The following is a 17,528-nucleotide window of genomic DNA, read 5'->3' on the forward strand; positions in this document are numbered from 1 at the left end:
TTAGTGCACCTGACGTTGCAGGATATTGATGAATTCGTCCATGAAACTATCGATGCGACCCGCCAATTGATCGGTGCGGTTAGAGAAATAGTTATAACCTAAAACGGCAGGAATCGCGGCGAACAAACCAATCGCTGTGGCGATCAAGGCCTCGGCAATGCCCGGCGCCACGGCCGCTAAGGTCGCTTGCGTGTTAGTGCTAAGGCCAATAAAGGAGTGCATAATCCCCCAAACTGTACCTAGCAAACCGATGTAAGGACTGACAGAACCGGTAGAGGCCAAGAAGTTTAAACGATGGTCCATGCTATCGAGCTCACGTTGATAGGTGGCTTTCATGGCACGATTCGGATTGTGAATGAGTGACTCAGCATCGCTGGCATTGTTTCGGTGAGCTTTAAGAAATTCATTCATCCCCGCACTAAAGACACGTGCGGCTGGACCACTGGTATCGGCTTGTTTAGAGACTTGATGATATAAGCTAGCGAGATCGTTACTGTTCCAGAACTCCTCTTCAAACGCCTTGGTTTGTTGATAATTGCGATTAATCATGATGTATTTGCTGATGATAATCGCCCATGACACAATCGACATGATGATCAGAATCAACATGATGATTTGCACGGGTAAGCTGGCATTAGCAATGAGACTAAAAATAGACATGTCTTCTTGTTGGACTGGAGGCATAGCTTAATTATCCTGTACAGAAAGTAATAAGGACCTGATATCTTGGGGGATAGCAGCGGGTTTAAAGGTTTGTGAGTTGACACAACAAACGCGGATAGCACTTTGGTTAAGGAGGCGCTCATCACAATAAGCGGTTTGCTCAAAAATCACTGAAGCTTTATCGACCTTGGTGATGCGACTATGGATTGTCAAAACATCATCGAGACGAGCAGGTGATATATATTTAAGCTCGGTGCTGACCACAATAAAAATGCGTTGTTGGCTCTGTGCCAGTTGTGATTGATTGACCCCTAGCTGACGCAACCATTCAGTGCGTGCGCGCTCAAAGAATTTAAGATAGTTAGCATAAAACACAATGCCACCCGCATCGGTGTCTTCGTAATAAATACGCACACGGTGGCTAAATTCCTTGCTTTGAGTCATAAATAAAAATACTGTAACAAAGTTAAATATTGTACTTTGAATAGTCCAAAAATACCGCAGATTTGCATAAAAAACCGTGAACAATTGTAAAAATCAATTACTTAGCGCTGTTTTTTAAACAAATTCTTAGTTGTGCTCAAAGGAGTAATAGAGCTCAATGATATTGGCCGGACCCGGTAAATTAGCGGGCTTAGTCGGATAATGTTTACATTGGGTAAAGGCTTGGATGACTGCTTGATCAAAGTGGCGATCGCCTGAACTCGTAATAATATTCACGCTGACAGGGAGCCCCGCACGATTCGTTTGGACTCTGACGCCCGCGCGTAATTGTCGCTGGTTCGGATAGTACATATAAGGTGAGACACATTTATTGATTTTGCTTAAATATTCATCATGAACGCCGCCCTTGATTTGCATGCCGCCTTTGCCTTTCGGGCTAGGCTGGCGTTTGGCTCGGTTCTGACGCTGGGCTTGCTGGATCTGTTTTTTGGCCTCAGCTTGGCTCATGAACTGCTGACGAATTTTGTCGGCCTGTTCTTGGCGTGCTTGACTGAGGGCTAATTCGCTTTCGAAAGCCTCTGCTGCTGAGGGTTGTGTCGTTTGCTCAGACTCCAACGCCTCGGTTTCATTGTCTGCATCATCCTGAGTGGTTTGGGGATTATCTTGAGGTGGGGCAGACTCGTCATGGGTCTCAGATTGATGGCTGTCCTTTTGTTCAGGATCGCTATCACGCTGCGCCTTAGCCTCCGTCTTCTGCGCGCTATCATCACGGCGATTGTGATTATTAATCTCTTCGCTGGTCAACTGTGATAGATCAAACGCCGGGCTAGGCTCAGGTTTAGGTGTCTCTTGTTCTGGTTCCGGCTCAGGCGGCGCGACGGTTTCAGGCGGGGGTTCCCACAACTCTAATTCAACGGGTTGTGGGGTCACTGGATGACGGTCGGTATTGAGTAAAAACAGCAAGACAAGCAGACCATGCAACAATAAACTGAGGATCAAAAAGATCAAAAACCGTTTATTTTTGCGCCGCTTGCCTTGTTCATAATAAGCATAAGGCTGGTCTTGCTGTTGCATCTTGCCTAGTGACTGCTTGGTCGAAGCGCTTGGCAGAGAGACATAACCTCTTGCTGTAAATCGGCGAGAGCCACTTTGCGGCTTTGTGCTTGGCCGCGGACTTGGACTTCGGCCATTTGCTCTTTGAGACCACGCTCACCGATAGTGATGCGGATAGGTATACCAATTAATTCCCATTCTGAGAACATCACCCCAGGACGGGCGCCACGTTCATCAAGAATGACATCCACTCGTTGCTGCTGCAAGAAGTCGTAAAGCGCGCTGGCTTGTTGCTTGACTTCTTCGCTCTTATCCCAGCCAATGGTACAAATGACCACTTCAAATGGAGCCATAGCAATCGGCCAAATAATGCCGTTATCGTCGTTATTTTGTTCGATAGCGGCGGCCATGATACGACTAATACCAATACCATAACAGCCCATTTGTAAGGGCTCAGGTTTACCTTGTTCATTGAGGAAGGTGGCATTTAGGCTCTTGGAGTATTTGTCTCCTAAATAAAAGACATGGCCAACCTCGATGCCACGTTGGATCTTAAGCACACCTCCACTGCCATCAGCGGCGGGATCGCCAGCGACCACATTACGAATATCAGCAACCACAGGCTCAGCCAAATCGCGGCCCCAATTAATACCGCGCACATGATAATCCTCACGGTTGGCCCCACACACAAAATCACTCATATTGGCCACGGTACTATCGGCAATAATGGTGACTGGCTTGACGGTGTTTATAGGGCCTAAAAAGCCTGGTTTGCTGCCAAAATGCTCGATAATTTCGGCCTCGGTCGCTAAGCGATAGCCATGTTTAAAAATCGCTAATTTGCTGACCTTGACTTCATTGACTTGATGATCACCACGCACTAATAAAAGCACGACTTGGCCTGCCTGAGCTTGACTATCTTTGGCGGCTGGCGCCGGCTCGGCATAAAAGACCACAGATTTGACCGTTTGTGAAAGCGGTAAACCTAATTGCTCGGCCACGATCTCGCAACGATTGGCACCTGGGGTATGAACCTCGAGTAGCGGTTCTTGGGCGTCAGCTCGCTCGGCGATCAGGCAAGGTGCCAGCGCTAATTCAATATTGGCCGCGTAATTACTGGCACTGCTATAGACGATTTCGTCTTCCCCTGTATCGGCGGTCACTTGGAACTCATGACTGCGATCACCGCCAATGGAGCCATTGTCTGCCGCAACAGCGCGGTAGTCTAAACCTAGGCGTGAGAAAATATTGCAATACGCTTGATACATTGCGTCATAGCTTTTGCCTGCCGCTTCGGCATCGCGGTCAAAGGAGTAAGCATCTTTCATGATGAATTCACGACTGCGCATCAAACCAAAACGTGGGCGACGCTCATCCCGAAACTTGGTTTGAATATGATAAAAATTCAAAGGCAATTGGCGCCAGCTATGAATCTCATTACGTGCAATGTCGGTGATGACCTCTTCGGAGGTGGGTTGTAATACAAAATCGCGTTGATGGCGATCCTTAATTCGCAAGAGCTCTGGACCATACTGCTCCCAACGACCAGTTTCCATCCATAGTTCTGCAGGTTGCACCACCGGCATCAGTAGTTCGATAGCACCCGCACTGTCCATTTCTTGGCGCACAATGTTTTCTATTTTGCGCAGGACCTTAAGCGCCAAAGGCATGTAAGTATAGATGCCGCCCGCATGTTTGCGAATCATGCCGGCACGTAGCATGAGCTTATGGCTGGTAATTTCTGCCTCAGCTGGAGCTTCTTTGAGGGTATTAATATGAAATTTCGAAGCGAGCATAGTTTTTCTTTTGTAAAGGTAAGTATAATCAAAACATGATTGTATTATGAATGGAGGTTGCCGTGCTTGATCGCCAAGGCTACCGTCCTAATGTGGGTATCATTTTATTAAACCAGAAAAACGAGGTTTTTTGGGCTAAGCGTATTCGAGAAAATTCTTGGCAGTTCCCGCAAGGAGGTATTAATTACGGAGAGAATCCGACGCAGGCGATGTATCGCGAATTATACGAGGAACTGGGTCTGAAGCCTGGGCATGTCAGAATATTGGCACGCACTCGAGATTGGTTGCGCTATAACGTTCCCGATAACTATATCAGAAGGGATTCGCGTGGTATTTATCATGGTCAAAAGCAGATTTGGTTTTTGTTGCGTCTGATGGCGCATGAGTCCAAAATCAGTTTGCGCGCTACATCACATCCAGAGTTTGACGCCTGGCGCTGGAGTACCTATTGGGTGCCTTTAGATTTGGTGATTGAGTTCAAGCATCAAGTCTACCTTCGTGCTCTGCAAGAATTGCGAATCCAGCTTGACCTTAAGTTGGTGCGTGATTTTCAGAAGCGCTCAGGTCATTCCAAAAAAACCGACAGCAAATCAGGACTTTATCGTCGTTCGCGACATAGAAGAGCAAACGGTCAAGCCGTCGAGGAATCCTGTAAAAGCGCTATTCATAGTGCCTCGAATTCTGCCTCCAAAGACGCTAAAAAGCCGAGATTCACGCACAAAGGTAGTACAGCTACCAAACACAAAAAAACCGCGAGTAAATTTCGCACAGGACAAGAGAGCACCGATAAGTCCAGCTCACCCAGAAAATACTATAAGCGGCCATGACTTTAAGGGTCTGAGTTTAGGTTGGGCCGGCCTATGTGCTTGATCGAAGGCCTTCATTCCTCTTTAAAAGCTAGCGCAAGTGCTAGCTTTTTTATTCGTCAGAAAAATTGTCAGGAGCGATTTTGCCACTGAGCTCTGTGGCATTACTACACGCTTTTTGAAATTTAAGTTCGCAGGCCTTTTTGTAGTAATAGAGGGCGCGATTTGGTTGGGGAAGCACCCCTTTGCCTTGCTCATAGAGCAGGCCAAGATTATTGAGCGCTTGGGGGACGCCTTGTGAACCGGCTTGTAAATAGTATTTACGGGCCAGATCATAATTGCTCTCAGTGCCACGGCCCTCGTCGTACATGGCTCCCGCATTAAATTGGGCTTGAGCATGGCCTAGCTTAGCCGCCGATTCGTACCAATACAGCGCGTTTTGATTGTGCTTATCTAGATCTTCATTTTTGTAATAGAGGGTGGCTAGATTGTATTGGGATAGCGCATCGCCTTGGACGGCGGCTAGACTGAACCAATAAAAGGCATCGTTGACGCTTTTGTTGAGCCCTAAGCCACTCAGATACATGACCCCCAGATTGTATTGAGCTTGAGAGAGCCCTTGTAATGCCGCCAAGTGATACCACTTAGCGGCCGTCTGGTTATCTATTTTGACGCCTTTGCCTTGGTTATAAAGCGTGCCCAAATAAAATTGTGCGGTGGCATTATTCTGTTCAGCGGCCTCTGTGTACCAATGCAAGGCCTGACTATAATCCTGAGGCACCCCATAACCATAGTTATACATATTGGCCAATGTCAGCTGCGCCAGCACATCGCCTTTTTCGGCTTTATCGTCGAGATTTTGCAGTGCTAAACGCTCTTGCATCTCTCCTAATGCTTGGTCTCGAGCGGTCTGATCATTGCTCTCAGTCGGCGCAAAAGAAGGGGACAATAGATTTCTGTACAAGAAAAAAGCCATACAAAGCAATACGATTAGACAAATGGGGACCCAAAAGTATTGCTTGAATATACGTAATAATTTGGCTTGGCGCATGCTAATTAAGAGACTTTTTGCTGTTTGGTCTTGTTAATGACCGTCATGGCTGAGGCGACCATGCTACCAACATCCGCGATATTGGCCGGAATGATCATGGTATTGCCTTGTTTGGCAAGTTCACCGAACTGCTTGATGTAATCTTCGGCCACCCGTAGGTTAACAGATTCGAGACCCCCTGGTTGGTTAATAGCTGAAGCGACTTCATAAATGGCCTTGGAGGTGGCTTGTGCGACGGTCACTAACGCTTCGGCTTGACCTTGGGCATTGTTGATTTGTGCCTGTTTTTCACCCTCGGATCGAGCGATAAATGACTCACGCTCACCAATGGCGAGATTGATTTTTTCCTGTTTACGACCTTCAGAGGCAGCAATTAATGCGCGTTTTTCGCGTTCTGCTGTAATTTGTGACTGCATCGCTTGCAAAATCTCTGTAGGTGGTGTGAGGTCTTTGATTTCATAGCGCAAGACCTTGACCCCCCAGTTGGTGGCGGCCTCATCGAGTGCAGAAACCACACTGGCATTGATGAGTGTACGTTCCTCAAACGTCGTGTCGAGCTCCATTTTACCGATGACAGAGCGCAATGTCGTTTGGGCTAATTGGGTAATTGCGAATACATAATTTGAGGAGCCATAAGAAGCCTTGGTCGGATCTGTCACTTGAAAATATAAGACGCCATCGACTTGTAATTGTGTATTGTCCTTAGTGATACACACTTGACTAGGGACATCTAAGGGGATTTCTTTGAGTGAGTGTTTGTAAGCGACACGATCAATGAAAGGGATGATAAATTTTGGGCCGGCACTTAAGGTGCGGGAGTATTTACCAAGCCGTTCGATGATCCAAGCACTTTGTTGCGGAATAATGAGAATGGCTTTTTTGGCAAAAAGAATGACTAATACGATGAAAATTAGCCAAAAAATGTTTGATGGATCAAACTCAGTCATAGTTACCGTCCTGTGTTGAGAGGTTTAAGAATCAGCACAATGCCGCGGATCGCTGCGATCTGGTGGGGGCCGGGCACCGCATTTTGGGGATTACCATCGAATTGTGCTTGCCATACCGCGCCCCTAAAGTTAACATGCGTCTGGCCATGCGCTTGCCATTGCTGGACGTCCACGATTGAACCTATATCGATATTAAAATCTGGATTATAGGCATCTTTTTTTTGTTGGAAGAGCGAAGATTTGCGCAAGGCCATCACACCCACTAACATCACCGCACAAAATACGGCAATATCCCAATACAGGCTTAGTCCCAGTAGAGAAAATAAACCCGTCATTACTAAGGCAAATGCAGTGATTAGGAAATAAAAGGTTCCTGTGAGCAGCTCTATCACCACACATAAAGCCGCCAGCGCAAAGCAAATCCACATTGTTGTCATATGTCTGGACCCCGAACTTAATCGATTCAGCATAGCATTATTTTGCTGATTTAGGCGTTCAGCTGAGTTTTTCCTTGAATCTATTTTTGTGCGCACAAAAAAACCTGTTGCTTATACAGCAACAGGTTTTTGGATTTAGACGCAAGCCTCTATGTCGTTATAGAGGCGGGTGCTTGACGCCTAAGATTTTTTGGCTTCAATTAGCGCTTGGTTGGCTAAATCGAATTTCTTAGTAACTTCTGGGTCTGGTTTTTTAATCTTAGACACAATGATAGTGACGATTAAGCAAGCAAAGAAGCCAGGTACGATTTCATAGAGATCGCCTTGGAGCACTTCTTTCCAATAGACAACGACGACCGCACCCGCAATCATACCGCAGAAAGCACCGGCATTAGAGATGCCACGCCAGAACACAGACAAGATGACGATAGGACCAAAAGCGGCGCCAAAACCTGCCCAAGCGTAGGACACTAAGCCAAGCACACGGCTTTCTGGGTCACGAGCAATATAGATGGCAATAGCGGCAACAATTAAGACCATGAGGCGACCCAACCATACCATTTCTTTTTCGGAGGCATGAGGACGAATCAAACCTTTGTAGATATCCTCTGTGATCGCACTTGAAGACACGAGTAGTTGGCAACTTAAGGTACTCATAATGGCGGCAAGAATCGCTGATAAGATAATGCCGGCAATCCAAGGGTTAAAGAGCACTTGTGCGAACACTAAGAATACACGCTCGGTGTTGTCATCCAGTAGTTCGGCTTGGCCGGGATGGATATTGAAATACGCGATGCCTAGGTAGCCAACAGCCGTCGCACCCAATAAGCAAATTAACATCCACGTCATACCGATGGCGCGAGCACGTGGCAATTGTTTAACTGAGTGAATGGCCATAAAGCGGCAAAGAATATGAGGTTGACCAAAATAGCCAAAGCCCCATGCCAATGCACTAATAATACTGATGGCACTAGTACTCATGATAGAGAGTTCAAATTGCGGATTGGCGCTAGCAAAATCATGCACAGCGGTAGAGACTTCGTCGGCGCCGCCTAAGGCTAAATAAGCCATGATAGGAGTAGCAATCAAGGCGAAGAACATGAGCGACGCTTGTAAGGTATCAGTCCAGCTGACCGCCAAGAAACCCCCTAAGAAGGTGTAAAAAATCGTGGCGCCTGCACCCAACCAGAGTGCTGTTGAATAATCAACTTCAAACAAGGATTGGAATAATTGCGCACCGGCAACAATCCCTGACGCACAATAAATGGTAAAGAAGAACAAAATAATGATGGCGGTGACGCAACGCAATAAAGCGTTTTTGGCCCCAAAGCGATAATGGAAAAATTCCGGGATGGTTAAAGCATCGTTACAATATTCAGTCTGAATACGCAGGCGACCGGAAACGAAAATCCAGTTCAGATAAGCACCCAGTAATAAACCGACGCCAATCCAAGCCGATGAGAATCCAGAAGCCATCACAGCGCCCGGTAGACCCATTAGCAACCAACCTGACATATCAGAGGCGCCGGCTGAAAGTGCCGTGACAAAACTACCTAAGCTACGACCTCCTAGAATGTAGTCGCCAAAGTTTTTGGTACCAAAGTAGGCAATCACACCTAGTAAAAGCACGAAGGCTAGATAAACCCCGAAGGTAATTTTCATGGGCAATAAATCCATGACTCAACTCCTTTGTATTTTTTAAGTGCCGTTATTTTATTTAACAAATTGTAAAAATTAAAGCGAATCGTTCTTATTTAGGGTTAATACTAGGATTGTGTGTAATAGCCTAATCTTTAAGTGTGGGCAAGGGGCGCTCTTGTAAAGCAAACCGAATCAATGTCCAGATTCACTGTAACAAGAATATAGATTCGTAGGTAGGCACTGAGAAACCAGTTGTGATGGGCGGGATGTCGCCTCCACTTAACTGCTAAAAACCTGTTGCGCTCTCTATAGGTAATAGATGGTCGCAACAGGTGATAAGTCAGGCATCGATAATGACTAAGACTTGCGAGCGTCCAGGAGGGCCTGATTACTTAGATCGAACTTCTCTGTGACTTCATGGCTAGGTTTTTTGATTAAAGAAACTATGATCGCCACGACAGAGCAAGCAATAAAGCCTGGCACGATTTCATAGAGTTGGCTGTCCACTTCTTGTTTCCACAGAACGACGACAACGGCTCCCGCAACCATGCCGCAGAAAGCGCCTGTGTTGGAAATACCACGCCAAAAAATTGATAATAAGATAATTGGACCAAAAGCGGCACCAAAGCCAGCCCAGGCATAGGAGACTAGACCGAGCACTCGACTATCAGGGTCGCGGGCAAGATAAATCGCAATACCAGCCACAATCAGGACCATGAGACGACCTAACCAGACTTTTTCTTGTTCAGAGGCATTGGGACGAATCAAGCCTTTGTACAGATCCTCGGTGATCGCACTAGAGGACACTAATAATTGGCAGCTTAAGGTACTCATGATGGCGGCTAATACAGCAGAGAGGATAATGCCGGCAATCCATGGGTTGAATAAGACCTGAGAAAATACAATAAAGACACGTTCGGAGTCGTTATTGAGTAAAGCGGCTTGTTCCTTAAAGACGTGAAAGTAGGCGACCCCTAGATAACCAATCGTAATGGCACCGACAAAGCAGATAATCATCCAAACCATGCCAATGCGTCGCGCTTGTGGCAGTTGCTTGACTGAACTAATCGCCATAAAGCGACATAAGACATGAGGCTGACCAAAATAACCAAGCCCCCATGCGACCGCACTAATGCCACTGACCGCACTGACACTAAACATAGAGATATCAAAATCGGGGTTGGCAAGCGCATAGTCATGAACGGCGGTACTGACTTCCTCAGCGCCACCTAGCGCGAGATAGGCCATGATCGGTGCTGCAATTAATGCAAAAAACATGAGAGAAGCTTGTAGGGTATCGGTCCAACTCACAGCTAAAAAGCCACCAATAAAGGTATAAAAAATAGTGGTTCCGGCGCCTAACCAGACGGCTGTGGTGTAGCTGACATCAAATAGGGATTGAAATAGTCGTGCTCCAGCGACAACCCCTGAGGCGCAATAAATCGTAAAGAAAAACAGAATAATAATGGCAGTTACGCAGCGTAATAAGGGGCTCTTGGCGCCAAAACGGAAGTGAAAAAACTCGGGAATGGTGAGCGCATCATTGCAGTACTCGGTCTGCATGCGTAGTCGTGCCGACACTAATAACCAGCTCAAATAGCAACCGGTCAGTAAACCAATCCCCATCCATACAATTGAAAGCCCTGAGTCCATTACTGCAGCAGGTAAACCCAAAAAGAGCCAACCCGACATGGCCGAAGCACCCGTCGAGAGGGCAGTCACAAAACTACCGAGACTACGACCTCCTAAAATATAATCACCAAAATTTTTAGTGCCAAAATAGGCCACTACGCCTAACAAAAGCACAAATGCTAAATAAACCCCGAAGGTTATTTTCATCGGCAGCAAATCCATCTGCAAAAACTCCATATTATTTTTCTTGACGCAGTATTTTATTTAACCATTTGTAAAATTTGCAAAGCCAGATCCTGTGCCCTAGGGTAATTACTAAAGGATAATCACTAAAGGCTGACAAATCTTGCTTTGGATCATAGCAAGTGCCTGCAATCACTAAAAACGCTGCGACTGTATCGGTGTTAGATGCCAGAGTCGTTATAATGGTTAGAATTTACGAAAAGAAGGCTAGCTGAGCAAAATGCAGAGCTCACGTTTAAGCGGCACAATCAGGTGCTGCTTGAGGCACTGTTGCGCACGGCCTGAATACGACCTATTGCCTTTAGATAATTTACAAGGATTTTGCATATGAAACGTTGGCAATGGCTGCTAGTCGCTGGCGTCGCTGGCTTAGCCGCTTGCAGCAACCACAACGACACCGGTTCGAGTCAATCCGCAGAAGCTGCTTTTGACTTACATGCCCCTTTATCGGTACCTGAGCCGGGACACTTCCATGACACGGCGCCACGGGCTTTGCAAGGCCATTACCAGCAGGCTAATTGGAGTGACCTTCCCGGCTGGCAAGCGGATGATGCGCAAAACCTATGGTTGGCGCTTTATAACAATTGCAAAGGCTTAATGCGTCCAGTCTCTGGATCTAAGGCCATTCCTGCTCGAGCCAAGCCGCTAGCTTGGCAAGCTGTTTGTGCCGCCGTGGCACAAAAAGGCGATCAAGTTGATGCCGCTCAGGCCAAGCAGTTTTTAGAGGATTATCTACAACCTTGGCAGTTGGCCGGTCAAGGCTTAGTGACGGGCTATTATGAGCCTGTCGTCAAAGGTTCAAGACACCAGGGTGGTGAATATCAGTGGCCTATGTATGGCAAACCTGATGACTTATTGACCATTGACCTTGGCGATTTATATCCGGAGCTTGTTGGCAAACGCGTTCGCGGCAAAGTCGTCGATGGCAAAGTCGTGCCTTATGATAGTCGGGCCGAGATTGCCAAAAATCCCAACAAAATCCCTGTCATTGCCTGGTTGCATGATCCTGTCGAAGCTTTCTTTTTACAAGTGCAAGGTTCGGGGCGGGTTGAGCTCGATGACGGTAGCCAGATTCGCTTAGCTTATGCCGATCATAACGGCCACCCTTACACCTCAATTGGTAAATGGTTGGCACAACAAGGCGAAATGTCGGCCAGTCAAGCCTCCATGCAAAATATTAAAGCTTGGGCGCAAAATCATCCGAATCGCGTCCAAGAAATGCTCAATGCCAATCATGCCATGGTCTTTTTTAAAGAAGAAGCGATTAGTGACGATGTTGCAGGTCCCAAAGGGGCCTATGGCATTCCTTTGATCGCGCAGCGGGCGGTTGCTGTCGATCCTAACTATATCCCTCTGGGGACGCCGATCTTTTTAGCGACGACCTATCCTGCGAGTCAACAAGCGCTACAAAAAGTCGTGATGGCGCAAGATACAGGCGCAGCGATCAAGGGCGCGGCCAGGGTTGACTTCTTTTGGGGTAGTGGCACTAAGGCAGGCGAACAAGCAGGTCGCATGAAACAAAACTCCCAAGTTTGGCTTTTATGGCCTAAAGACGCAGGGGCACCGGAGGCACGATGAAAACTTCTCAACAACACTATGATGTCGTGGTATGTGGTGCGGGCATTGTGGGTATGGCGACCGCTCTACAGCTAGCCAAACAATCCCTGAAGGTCGCCCTATTGGCTCCAGAGATTGCGCCTAAACACGATCTTGGTCAGGATTATCATCCGCGTATTTATGCCATTTCACAAAGCTCTAAAACGTTTTTGCAACACTTAGGCATATGGTCCACGTTGCCACAGCAGCGTCTTACAGCGGTCAAACATATGCAAGTGTATGGCGATCAGGGGGGGCTCGTGGCGCTTGAGCCAAACACAGAGGAAACTATTTTGTCCTGGATATGCGAGTCTGGTGAGATTGAATATGCTTTATATAGAGCCTTGCAATACTCAGGAGTACAGCACATTCAAGATACTGTGCAGCATTTCTTGGATGGACGGGTCATTACTGCCAAGGGCCTGTCAGTAACGTGCAGTTTATTAATTGGTGCGGATGGTGCTAAGTCCACTGTTCGGCAACTGGGTGATATTGAATATCATAAGCAGGACTATCATGATACCGGTATGGTATTGCAACTGACGACACAGAAGCCACACAATAACACAGCGTTTCAGTGGTTCGGTGAGCATGGAGTCTTGGCCTTTTTACCATTACCCGATACCGCGCAGGGCCATCAAGTTTCCATGGTCTGGTCTGCCCCTGATAGTATGGCTCATCGTTGGTTACAAAAAACAACTGAGCAGGTAGCCACGGAGCTGCCTTTGGCCTTGAATGCGATTTGTGGACGTCAATTGGGTGACTTAAAAGTGCGCAGTCGTTTGCTTGGCTTTCCTCTGACCTTGGAGCGCTCAGGCATGATAGCCAACAAAATCGCCCTGGTGGGGGATGCTGCTCATCGAGTTCATCCACTCGCAGGACAAGGCTTGAATCTAGGCTTAAATGATGTCGAAGTCTTATGCCGCTTAATTGCTGAACGTGAGTCTTTCCGCGAACCGGGGGATTACCGAATCTTGCAACGTTATCGGATTGCACGCGCCGAGGCGATTTGGCAAATGCGTTTTGTGACGCATGGTTTGCACGGCCTATTTAGACATACCGAAGTGCCGATTGTCATGTTGCGTAACCTTGGTATGTCAGTGGTCAATCGCATGCCTATTGTTAAACAGCTTTTACTCAAAAAAGCGGCAGGCGATATTAGTTAATTTACTCACATCTTTTGGCGTTCGTTGCAACGTCGACGTGAGGTTGTCAATAAAACGGAGTTGGTTTTGTCTTTTTTTAGAAAATATGGATCCTTGTTTTTTAGTGCAGGCGTATTGAGCGCGATAGCGAGTCCTTTAGCTTGGGCCGATAGCACCACGGATGCGATCAAACACAAAGTCGAAAAGGCTTTTAATATTGAAGTCGATGGCGTTGAGGTTACCCCATTTAAAGGGTTATATGAGGTGCAGACGGGTGATAGTCTGATTTATACCAATCAGGCCGTCGATTATGTGATGGCAGGCCGTTTAGTGGATGTGAAGGCCCAAAAGGACTTGACCTCTGAGCGTATGACGATGATTGGTGGAATTAAGGATTTTTCTAAATTACCGTTGCAGAATGCCCTTAAACTGGGCGATCCGCATGGCAAAAAGAAAATCATTACCTTTGAGGATCCCAGTTGTCCGTATTGCAAGAAACTTGCCGAGGAATTCAAAAAACTTGACGGCGTTACGGTATATACCTTTATGATTCCCATTTTGTCACCGGATTCTTTTACTAAATCCAAACAAATTTGGTGCGCTAAGAACAAAGAGCAAGCCTGGGAAGACTGGATGATTGCCCATAAGGATCTTCCCGAAGCCAGCGCTGACTGCGATATCAGTGCACTACAAGCGAATTTAGAATTGAGTCGAACCTATAAAGTGCAGGGCACACCGGCGATTTTCTTTGAAAATGGCAGACGTTTAAATGGCTATATTCCGATGTCGACCATCAAAGAAATGCTCGACCTCAAGAATTAAGGCTTCCGCTTGCTATAGACGAGATCCCAAACGCCGTGACCGAGTCGTAATCCGCGGGTCTCGAACTTGGTCTGTGGCCGGTAATCAGGTTTGACTGAGTAGCCATTGTCACTGGCCTTATTTTGTAGGGAGGGTTCGGCATTGAGCACGGCCAGCATTTGTTCGGCGTAATCTTGCCAGTCGGTGGCACAATGCAGATAGCCGCCTGGTTTGAGACGGGTGGCTAAGAGTGCCACGAAATCAGCTTGGATGAGGCGTCGTTTGTGATGGCGTTTTTTGGGCCAGGGATCGGGAAAATAAATATGTACGCCATCCAGGCTTTGAGGCGCTATCATGTGTTCGAGCACCTCGACGGCATCATGCTGAATGATGCGGATATTTTCGACGTCATGCGCTTTAATTTTGCGCAACAAAGCCCCCACCCCAGCATTGTAGACTTCAACCCCAATAAAATTTTCATCTGCACGTGTTTGTGCAATCTTAAGGGTGCTTTCACCCATACCAAAACCAATTTCTAAAATGGTAGGTGCCTGACGCGCAAACACCTGTGCGAAATCCAATGACGTTTTTTGGAAGGCTAGGCCCCACTGGGGCATGAGCTCGTCCATGGCATTTTTTTGGGCGGGACTCAGGTGCGAGCGATGGTGTACAAAACTACGAATACGACCAAATTTACCGCTAGGTGCAGAGGCAAATTTGGGAGTCTGCTGTTGTTCAGACATAGAACGACCTTGGTGTTAGTGAATACGCATGCCTGGTTCGGCACCTGGGAACGGTTCAAGCACGTATAAGCCTGGATTATGCTTAGGATCAGCGTGTGACGCCGATAGAATCATGCCCTCAGAGACGCCAAAACGCATTTTGCGAGGCGCCAGATTGGCGACGACTACCGTCAGTTTGCCGACTAAATCCTGCGGTTCGTACATGGATTTGATACCACTAAAGACATTGCGATACTTGCCTTCGCCGAGATCAAGCGTAAATTGCAATAATTTATGAGAGCCTTCAACCTGTTGGCAGTCGATGATTTTGGCAATGCGCAAATCAACCTTGGCAAAGTCTTTGATGTCGATGGTTTCGGCAATCGCTTCGCCACCGGGTTGAATGTCTTCGGCAGCGGTTTCGGGGACTTCAAAGAGCGCGTCTAGCATGGCGCTGTCAACCCGTTGCATTAAATGCTTGAAAGGCTCGATATGGCTTGGTAATTGGGTGGCATCGGACCAGACGAAACCACGCTCTTGCGGGAAGAGCTCGCGACTAATGCGCTCTGAGAGTGCCGGTAATACCGGTGTGAGCATCACGGATAAGGCCTTGAAACCGGCCAAAGCGGTAGAACAAATATCTTGTAATTGGGCCTTGGTGGCAGCGTCAGCCTCGCTAATGCCTTTGGCGAGTAGCCAAGGTTTAGCATTATCAAAGGCTTGATTAAGCTTATCCGCAAAACTCATGATGTGGCGGATGGCACGTGCATATTCGCGCTGATGGAAGTCCTTTTCGACATCCGCTGTGACTTGAGCGATTTGCTCTTGTATGGTTTGCGGATTCTGATACGCCAATTGTCCATTGAAATGACGACTAATAAAATTACTGGCGCGACTAGCGATATTGATATATTTGCCAATAAGATCAGCGTTGATGCGCGCCACAAAGTCATCGGGGTTAAAGTCAATATCTTCGACACGCGCGTTAAGCTTAGCGGCGAGGTAATAACGTAACCACTCAGGATTCATATTGAGATCTAAATAACGCAGTGGCGAGATCCCTGTGCCGCGGCTTTTGGACATTTTTTCGCCGCTAACAGTGATGAAACCATGCACACAGAGATTATCTGGCGTCTTGCGTCCAGAGAACTTCAGCATCGCTGGCCAGAACAAAGCATGGAAATAGACAATATCTTTGCCAATAAAGTGCACTTGTTCGGTATCGTTGTTGGGATCCATTAATTGCTCAAAATCGATGCCTTGACGATCACAGTAGGCCTTGAGTGAAGCTAGATAACCGATAGGTGCATCGAGCCAAACATAAAAATATTTGCCAGGCGCATCTGGGATTGGAATCCCGAAGTAGGGTTGATCACGAGAAATATCCCAATCATTGAGTTTGCTGTCTTCGAGCGTACTACCCAACCACTCTCGGGTTTTGGCGAGTACTTCGGGTTGCAGGCGTTTGATGCCATAACGGTTATCGCCCTGCGTCCAATCCAATAAAAACTCTACACATTGCGGGTCCGATAAATTAAAGAAAAAATGCTCTGATGATTTCAGGACAGGTTTGGAACCACTGAGTGTGGAATAAGGGTCAATGAGTTCGGTTGGGGCATACACCGTACTACAGACCTCACAAGAGTCGCCATACTGGTCTTTGGCATGGCATTTTGGGCATTCACCCTTAATGTATCTATCTGGCAAGAACATGCCTTTGACCGGATCGAAGAATTGTTCAATCTGACGCTGACTAATGAAACCAGCGTTTTTGAGAGTGCGATAAACCTCTTGGGCGATGGCTGTATTTTCGGGGCTATGCGTACTGTGCCAGTGATCAAACTTAATATGAAAACCGTTGAGATAGCGTGGCCTTTCGGCGGCGATATTTTGAACCAGTTGCTCAGGGGTAATGCCTTCTTTTTCGGCCTTGAGCATGATGGGCGCGCCGTGTGCATCGTCAGCGCCCACAAAATGGACTGTATTACCCGCCATACGCTGAGCCCGTACCCAAATATCGGCTTGAATGTATTCCATGATGTGGCCAATATGAAAAGAGCCATTGGCATAAGGTAGGGCGGTAGTGACAAAAAAAGTTCTAGACATATAACGGTATTTCAAAAAAGTTTTAAAAGAATAATTTTAGCAAATTGCTGCTCAATAACGGGTTTCGTACTAAAATGCCCGCTTTTGTACCTAGCGAATCTCGTGCAAATCGACGTCGGTGACCTTAGAGGGATCAATGGTTTTGATGCGTTGATCTTTGTGCTTGAAGCGCTCCCCAAAATGACTCGTTTGTTTGGCTTTATGGCGAGTTTTTTGCCAGTAGCTTTGGGCCGAAAAAGGTTTGCCGCGTAGCTTATTGACCACAAATAGAATCGCCACGGCAATTACCGCACTAATAATAAAAATAAATGCCATCGTTAAGCCAATCAGCGTGACCACAAAAAAGACAATGGCTTGGAGCAAACGTTGTAGAAACTCTGACATGCAATAATCTCCTACGGGAAGTGGCTATTTCGGATTAAAATCCAGTTTAGCGTTAAGATAT

16 protein-coding genes are annotated in these 17,528 nt (G+C 47.0%); 4 read left to right on the forward strand and 12 right to left on the reverse strand.

Translation table 11 applies throughout. From position 1 onward, the window contains the following. The 4 genes from tolQ to Q335_RS0104355 all read right to left on the reverse strand — a co-directional run bounded on the left by tolQ (position 1) and on the right by Q335_RS0104355 (position 3,956). The gene (tolQ, locus tag Q335_RS0104340; RefSeq protein ID WP_028357592.1) at positions 1 to 684 is read right to left on the reverse strand and encodes a protein TolQ; all 684 of its coding nucleotides are present in this window, start codon (positions 682 to 684) and stop codon (positions 1 to 3) included. Positions 685 to 687: 3 nt separating this feature from the next. Then, positions 688 to 1,107: a tol-pal system-associated acyl-CoA thioesterase gene (ybgC, locus tag Q335_RS0104345; RefSeq protein ID WP_028357593.1), complete on the reverse strand. Its 420-nt coding sequence runs from the start codon at positions 1,105 to 1,107 to the stop codon at positions 688 to 690. Between the two features lie 126 nt (positions 1,108 to 1,233). Continuing rightward, the gene (locus Q335_RS0104350) at positions 1,234 to 2,181 is read right to left on the reverse strand and encodes a cell envelope integrity TolA family protein (RefSeq protein WP_028357594.1); all 948 of its coding nucleotides are present in this window, start codon (positions 2,179 to 2,181) and stop codon (positions 1,234 to 1,236) included. A 5-nt stretch (positions 2,182 to 2,186) separates the two neighbouring features. Next, the gene (locus Q335_RS0104355) at positions 2,187 to 3,956 is read right to left on the reverse strand and encodes a proline--tRNA ligase (RefSeq protein ID WP_028357595.1); all 1,770 of its coding nucleotides are present in this window, start codon (positions 3,954 to 3,956) and stop codon (positions 2,187 to 2,189) included. A gap of 62 nt (positions 3,957 to 4,018) precedes the next feature. On the opposite strand from Q335_RS0104355, the gene Q335_RS10120 reads away from it, so the two are divergent. Then, positions 4,019 to 4,783, forward strand: a complete 765-nt coding sequence (locus Q335_RS10120) for an RNA pyrophosphohydrolase (protein ID WP_084493567.1) — start codon at positions 4,019 to 4,021, stop codon at positions 4,781 to 4,783. A 91-nt stretch (positions 4,784 to 4,874) separates the two neighbouring features. Here Q335_RS10120 and Q335_RS09215 read toward each other — a convergent pair whose 3' ends face one another. The 5 genes from Q335_RS09215 to putP (Q335_RS0104385) form a co-directional block, all read right to left on the reverse strand. Then, a complete protein-coding gene (locus Q335_RS09215; protein ID WP_169733496.1) occupies positions 4,875 to 5,711 on the reverse strand; it encodes an SEL1-like repeat protein in 837 nt (278 codons plus the stop codon). Positions 5,712 to 5,818: 107 nt separating this feature from the next. Next, positions 5,819 to 6,760, reverse strand: coding sequence for an SPFH domain-containing protein (locus Q335_RS0104370; RefSeq protein ID WP_028357596.1), 942 nt, complete (start codon positions 6,758 to 6,760; stop codon positions 5,819 to 5,821). Between the two features lie 2 nt (positions 6,761 to 6,762). Further along, the gene (locus Q335_RS0104375; protein ID WP_169733497.1) at positions 6,763 to 7,197 is read right to left on the reverse strand and encodes an NfeD family protein; all 435 of its coding nucleotides are present in this window, start codon (positions 7,195 to 7,197) and stop codon (positions 6,763 to 6,765) included. Positions 7,198 to 7,377: 180 nt separating this feature from the next. Beyond that, positions 7,378 to 8,874, reverse strand: coding sequence for a sodium/proline symporter PutP (gene putP, locus Q335_RS0104380; RefSeq protein ID WP_038369381.1), 1,497 nt, complete (start codon positions 8,872 to 8,874; stop codon positions 7,378 to 7,380). Positions 8,875 to 9,195: 321 nt separating this feature from the next. Further along, positions 9,196 to 10,677 (reverse strand): sodium/proline symporter PutP, encoded by a 1,482-nt coding sequence (gene putP, locus Q335_RS0104385; protein WP_245588279.1) that lies wholly within the window; start codon positions 10,675 to 10,677, stop codon positions 9,196 to 9,198. Between the two features lie 363 nt (positions 10,678 to 11,040). Between putP (Q335_RS0104385) and mltA the strand changes: the two genes are divergently transcribed. The 3 genes from mltA to Q335_RS0104405 all read left to right on the forward strand — a co-directional run bounded on the left by mltA (position 11,041) and on the right by Q335_RS0104405 (position 14,276). After that, positions 11,041 to 12,291 carry a murein transglycosylase A gene (gene mltA, locus Q335_RS0104395; protein ID WP_028357600.1) on the forward strand — a complete coding sequence of 417 codons (1,251 nt, stop codon included), beginning with the start codon at positions 11,041 to 11,043 and terminating at the stop codon, positions 12,289 to 12,291. Further along, positions 12,288 to 13,475, forward strand: coding sequence for an FAD-dependent oxidoreductase (locus Q335_RS0104400; protein ID WP_038369382.1), 1,188 nt, complete (start codon positions 12,288 to 12,290; stop codon positions 13,473 to 13,475). The genes mltA and Q335_RS0104400 overlap by 4 nt, the downstream gene beginning before the upstream one ends. A gap of 66 nt (positions 13,476 to 13,541) precedes the next feature. Continuing rightward, positions 13,542 to 14,276, forward strand: coding sequence for a DsbC family protein (locus Q335_RS0104405; RefSeq protein WP_156929888.1), 735 nt, complete (start codon positions 13,542 to 13,544; stop codon positions 14,274 to 14,276). Here the strand turns inward: Q335_RS0104405 and trmB are convergent. The 3 genes from trmB to Q335_RS0104420 form a co-directional block, all read right to left on the reverse strand. Then, positions 14,273 to 14,998: a tRNA (guanosine(46)-N7)-methyltransferase TrmB gene (trmB, locus tag Q335_RS09220; protein WP_051532295.1), complete on the reverse strand. Its 726-nt coding sequence runs from the start codon at positions 14,996 to 14,998 to the stop codon at positions 14,273 to 14,275. The two genes, Q335_RS0104405 and trmB, sit on opposite strands and share 4 nt — an antisense overlap. A gap of 15 nt (positions 14,999 to 15,013) precedes the next feature. After that, entirely contained in the window at positions 15,014 to 17,083 is a 2,070-nt protein-coding gene (gene metG / locus Q335_RS0104415) for a methionine--tRNA ligase (protein WP_028357603.1), read from the reverse strand. Between the two features lie 90 nt (positions 17,084 to 17,173). After that, positions 17,174 to 17,467 (reverse strand): hypothetical protein, encoded by a 294-nt coding sequence (locus Q335_RS0104420; protein WP_028357604.1) that lies wholly within the window; start codon positions 17,465 to 17,467, stop codon positions 17,174 to 17,176. Between the last annotated feature and the right edge of the window lie 61 nt (positions 17,468 to 17,528).

It is taken from the genome of Brackiella oedipodis DSM 13743 (assembly GCF_000621025.1).
GTDB classification, from domain to species: domain Bacteria; phylum Pseudomonadota; class Gammaproteobacteria; order Burkholderiales; family Burkholderiaceae_B; genus Oligella; species Oligella oedipodis.

Excerpts from the sequence above, each read along its gene's own strand:
- Q335_RS0104370 (WP_028357596.1), bottom strand. The coding sequence starts at position 6,760 with ATGACTGAGTTTGATCCATCAAACATTTTTTGGCTAATTTTCATCGTA.
- putP (WP_245588279.1), bottom strand. The coding sequence starts at position 10,677 with ATGAAAATAACCTTCGGGGTTTATTTAGCATTTGTGCTTTTGTTAGGC.
- Q335_RS0104355 (WP_028357595.1), bottom strand. The coding sequence starts at position 3,956 with ATGCTCGCTTCGAAATTTCATATTAATACCCTCAAAGAAGCTCCAGCT.
- ybgC (WP_028357593.1), bottom strand. The coding sequence starts at position 1,107 with ATGACTCAAAGCAAGGAATTTAGCCACCGTGTGCGTATTTATTACGAA.
- Q335_RS0104400 (WP_038369382.1), top strand. The coding sequence starts at position 12,288 with ATGAAAACTTCTCAACAACACTATGATGTCGTGGTATGTGGTGCGGGC.
- metG (WP_028357603.1), bottom strand. The coding sequence starts at position 17,083 with ATGTCTAGAACTTTTTTTGTCACTACCGCCCTACCTTATGCCAATGGC.
- trmB (WP_051532295.1), bottom strand. The coding sequence starts at position 14,998 with ATGTCTGAACAACAGCAGACTCCCAAATTTGCCTCTGCACCTAGCGGT.
- Q335_RS0104420 (WP_028357604.1), bottom strand. The coding sequence starts at position 17,467 with ATGTCAGAGTTTCTACAACGTTTGCTCCAAGCCATTGTCTTTTTTGTG.
- tolQ (WP_028357592.1), bottom strand. The coding sequence starts at position 684 with ATGCCTCCAGTCCAACAAGAAGACATGTCTATTTTTAGTCTCATTGCT.
- Q335_RS0104375 (WP_169733497.1), bottom strand. The coding sequence starts at position 7,197 with ATGACAACAATGTGGATTTGCTTTGCGCTGGCGGCTTTATGTGTGGTG.
- mltA (WP_028357600.1), top strand. The coding sequence starts at position 11,041 with ATGAAACGTTGGCAATGGCTGCTAGTCGCTGGCGTCGCTGGCTTAGCC.
- Q335_RS0104350 (WP_028357594.1), bottom strand. The coding sequence starts at position 2,181 with ATGCAACAGCAAGACCAGCCTTATGCTTATTATGAACAAGGCAAGCGG.
- putP (WP_038369381.1), bottom strand. The coding sequence starts at position 8,874 with ATGGATTTATTGCCCATGAAAATTACCTTCGGGGTTTATCTAGCCTTC.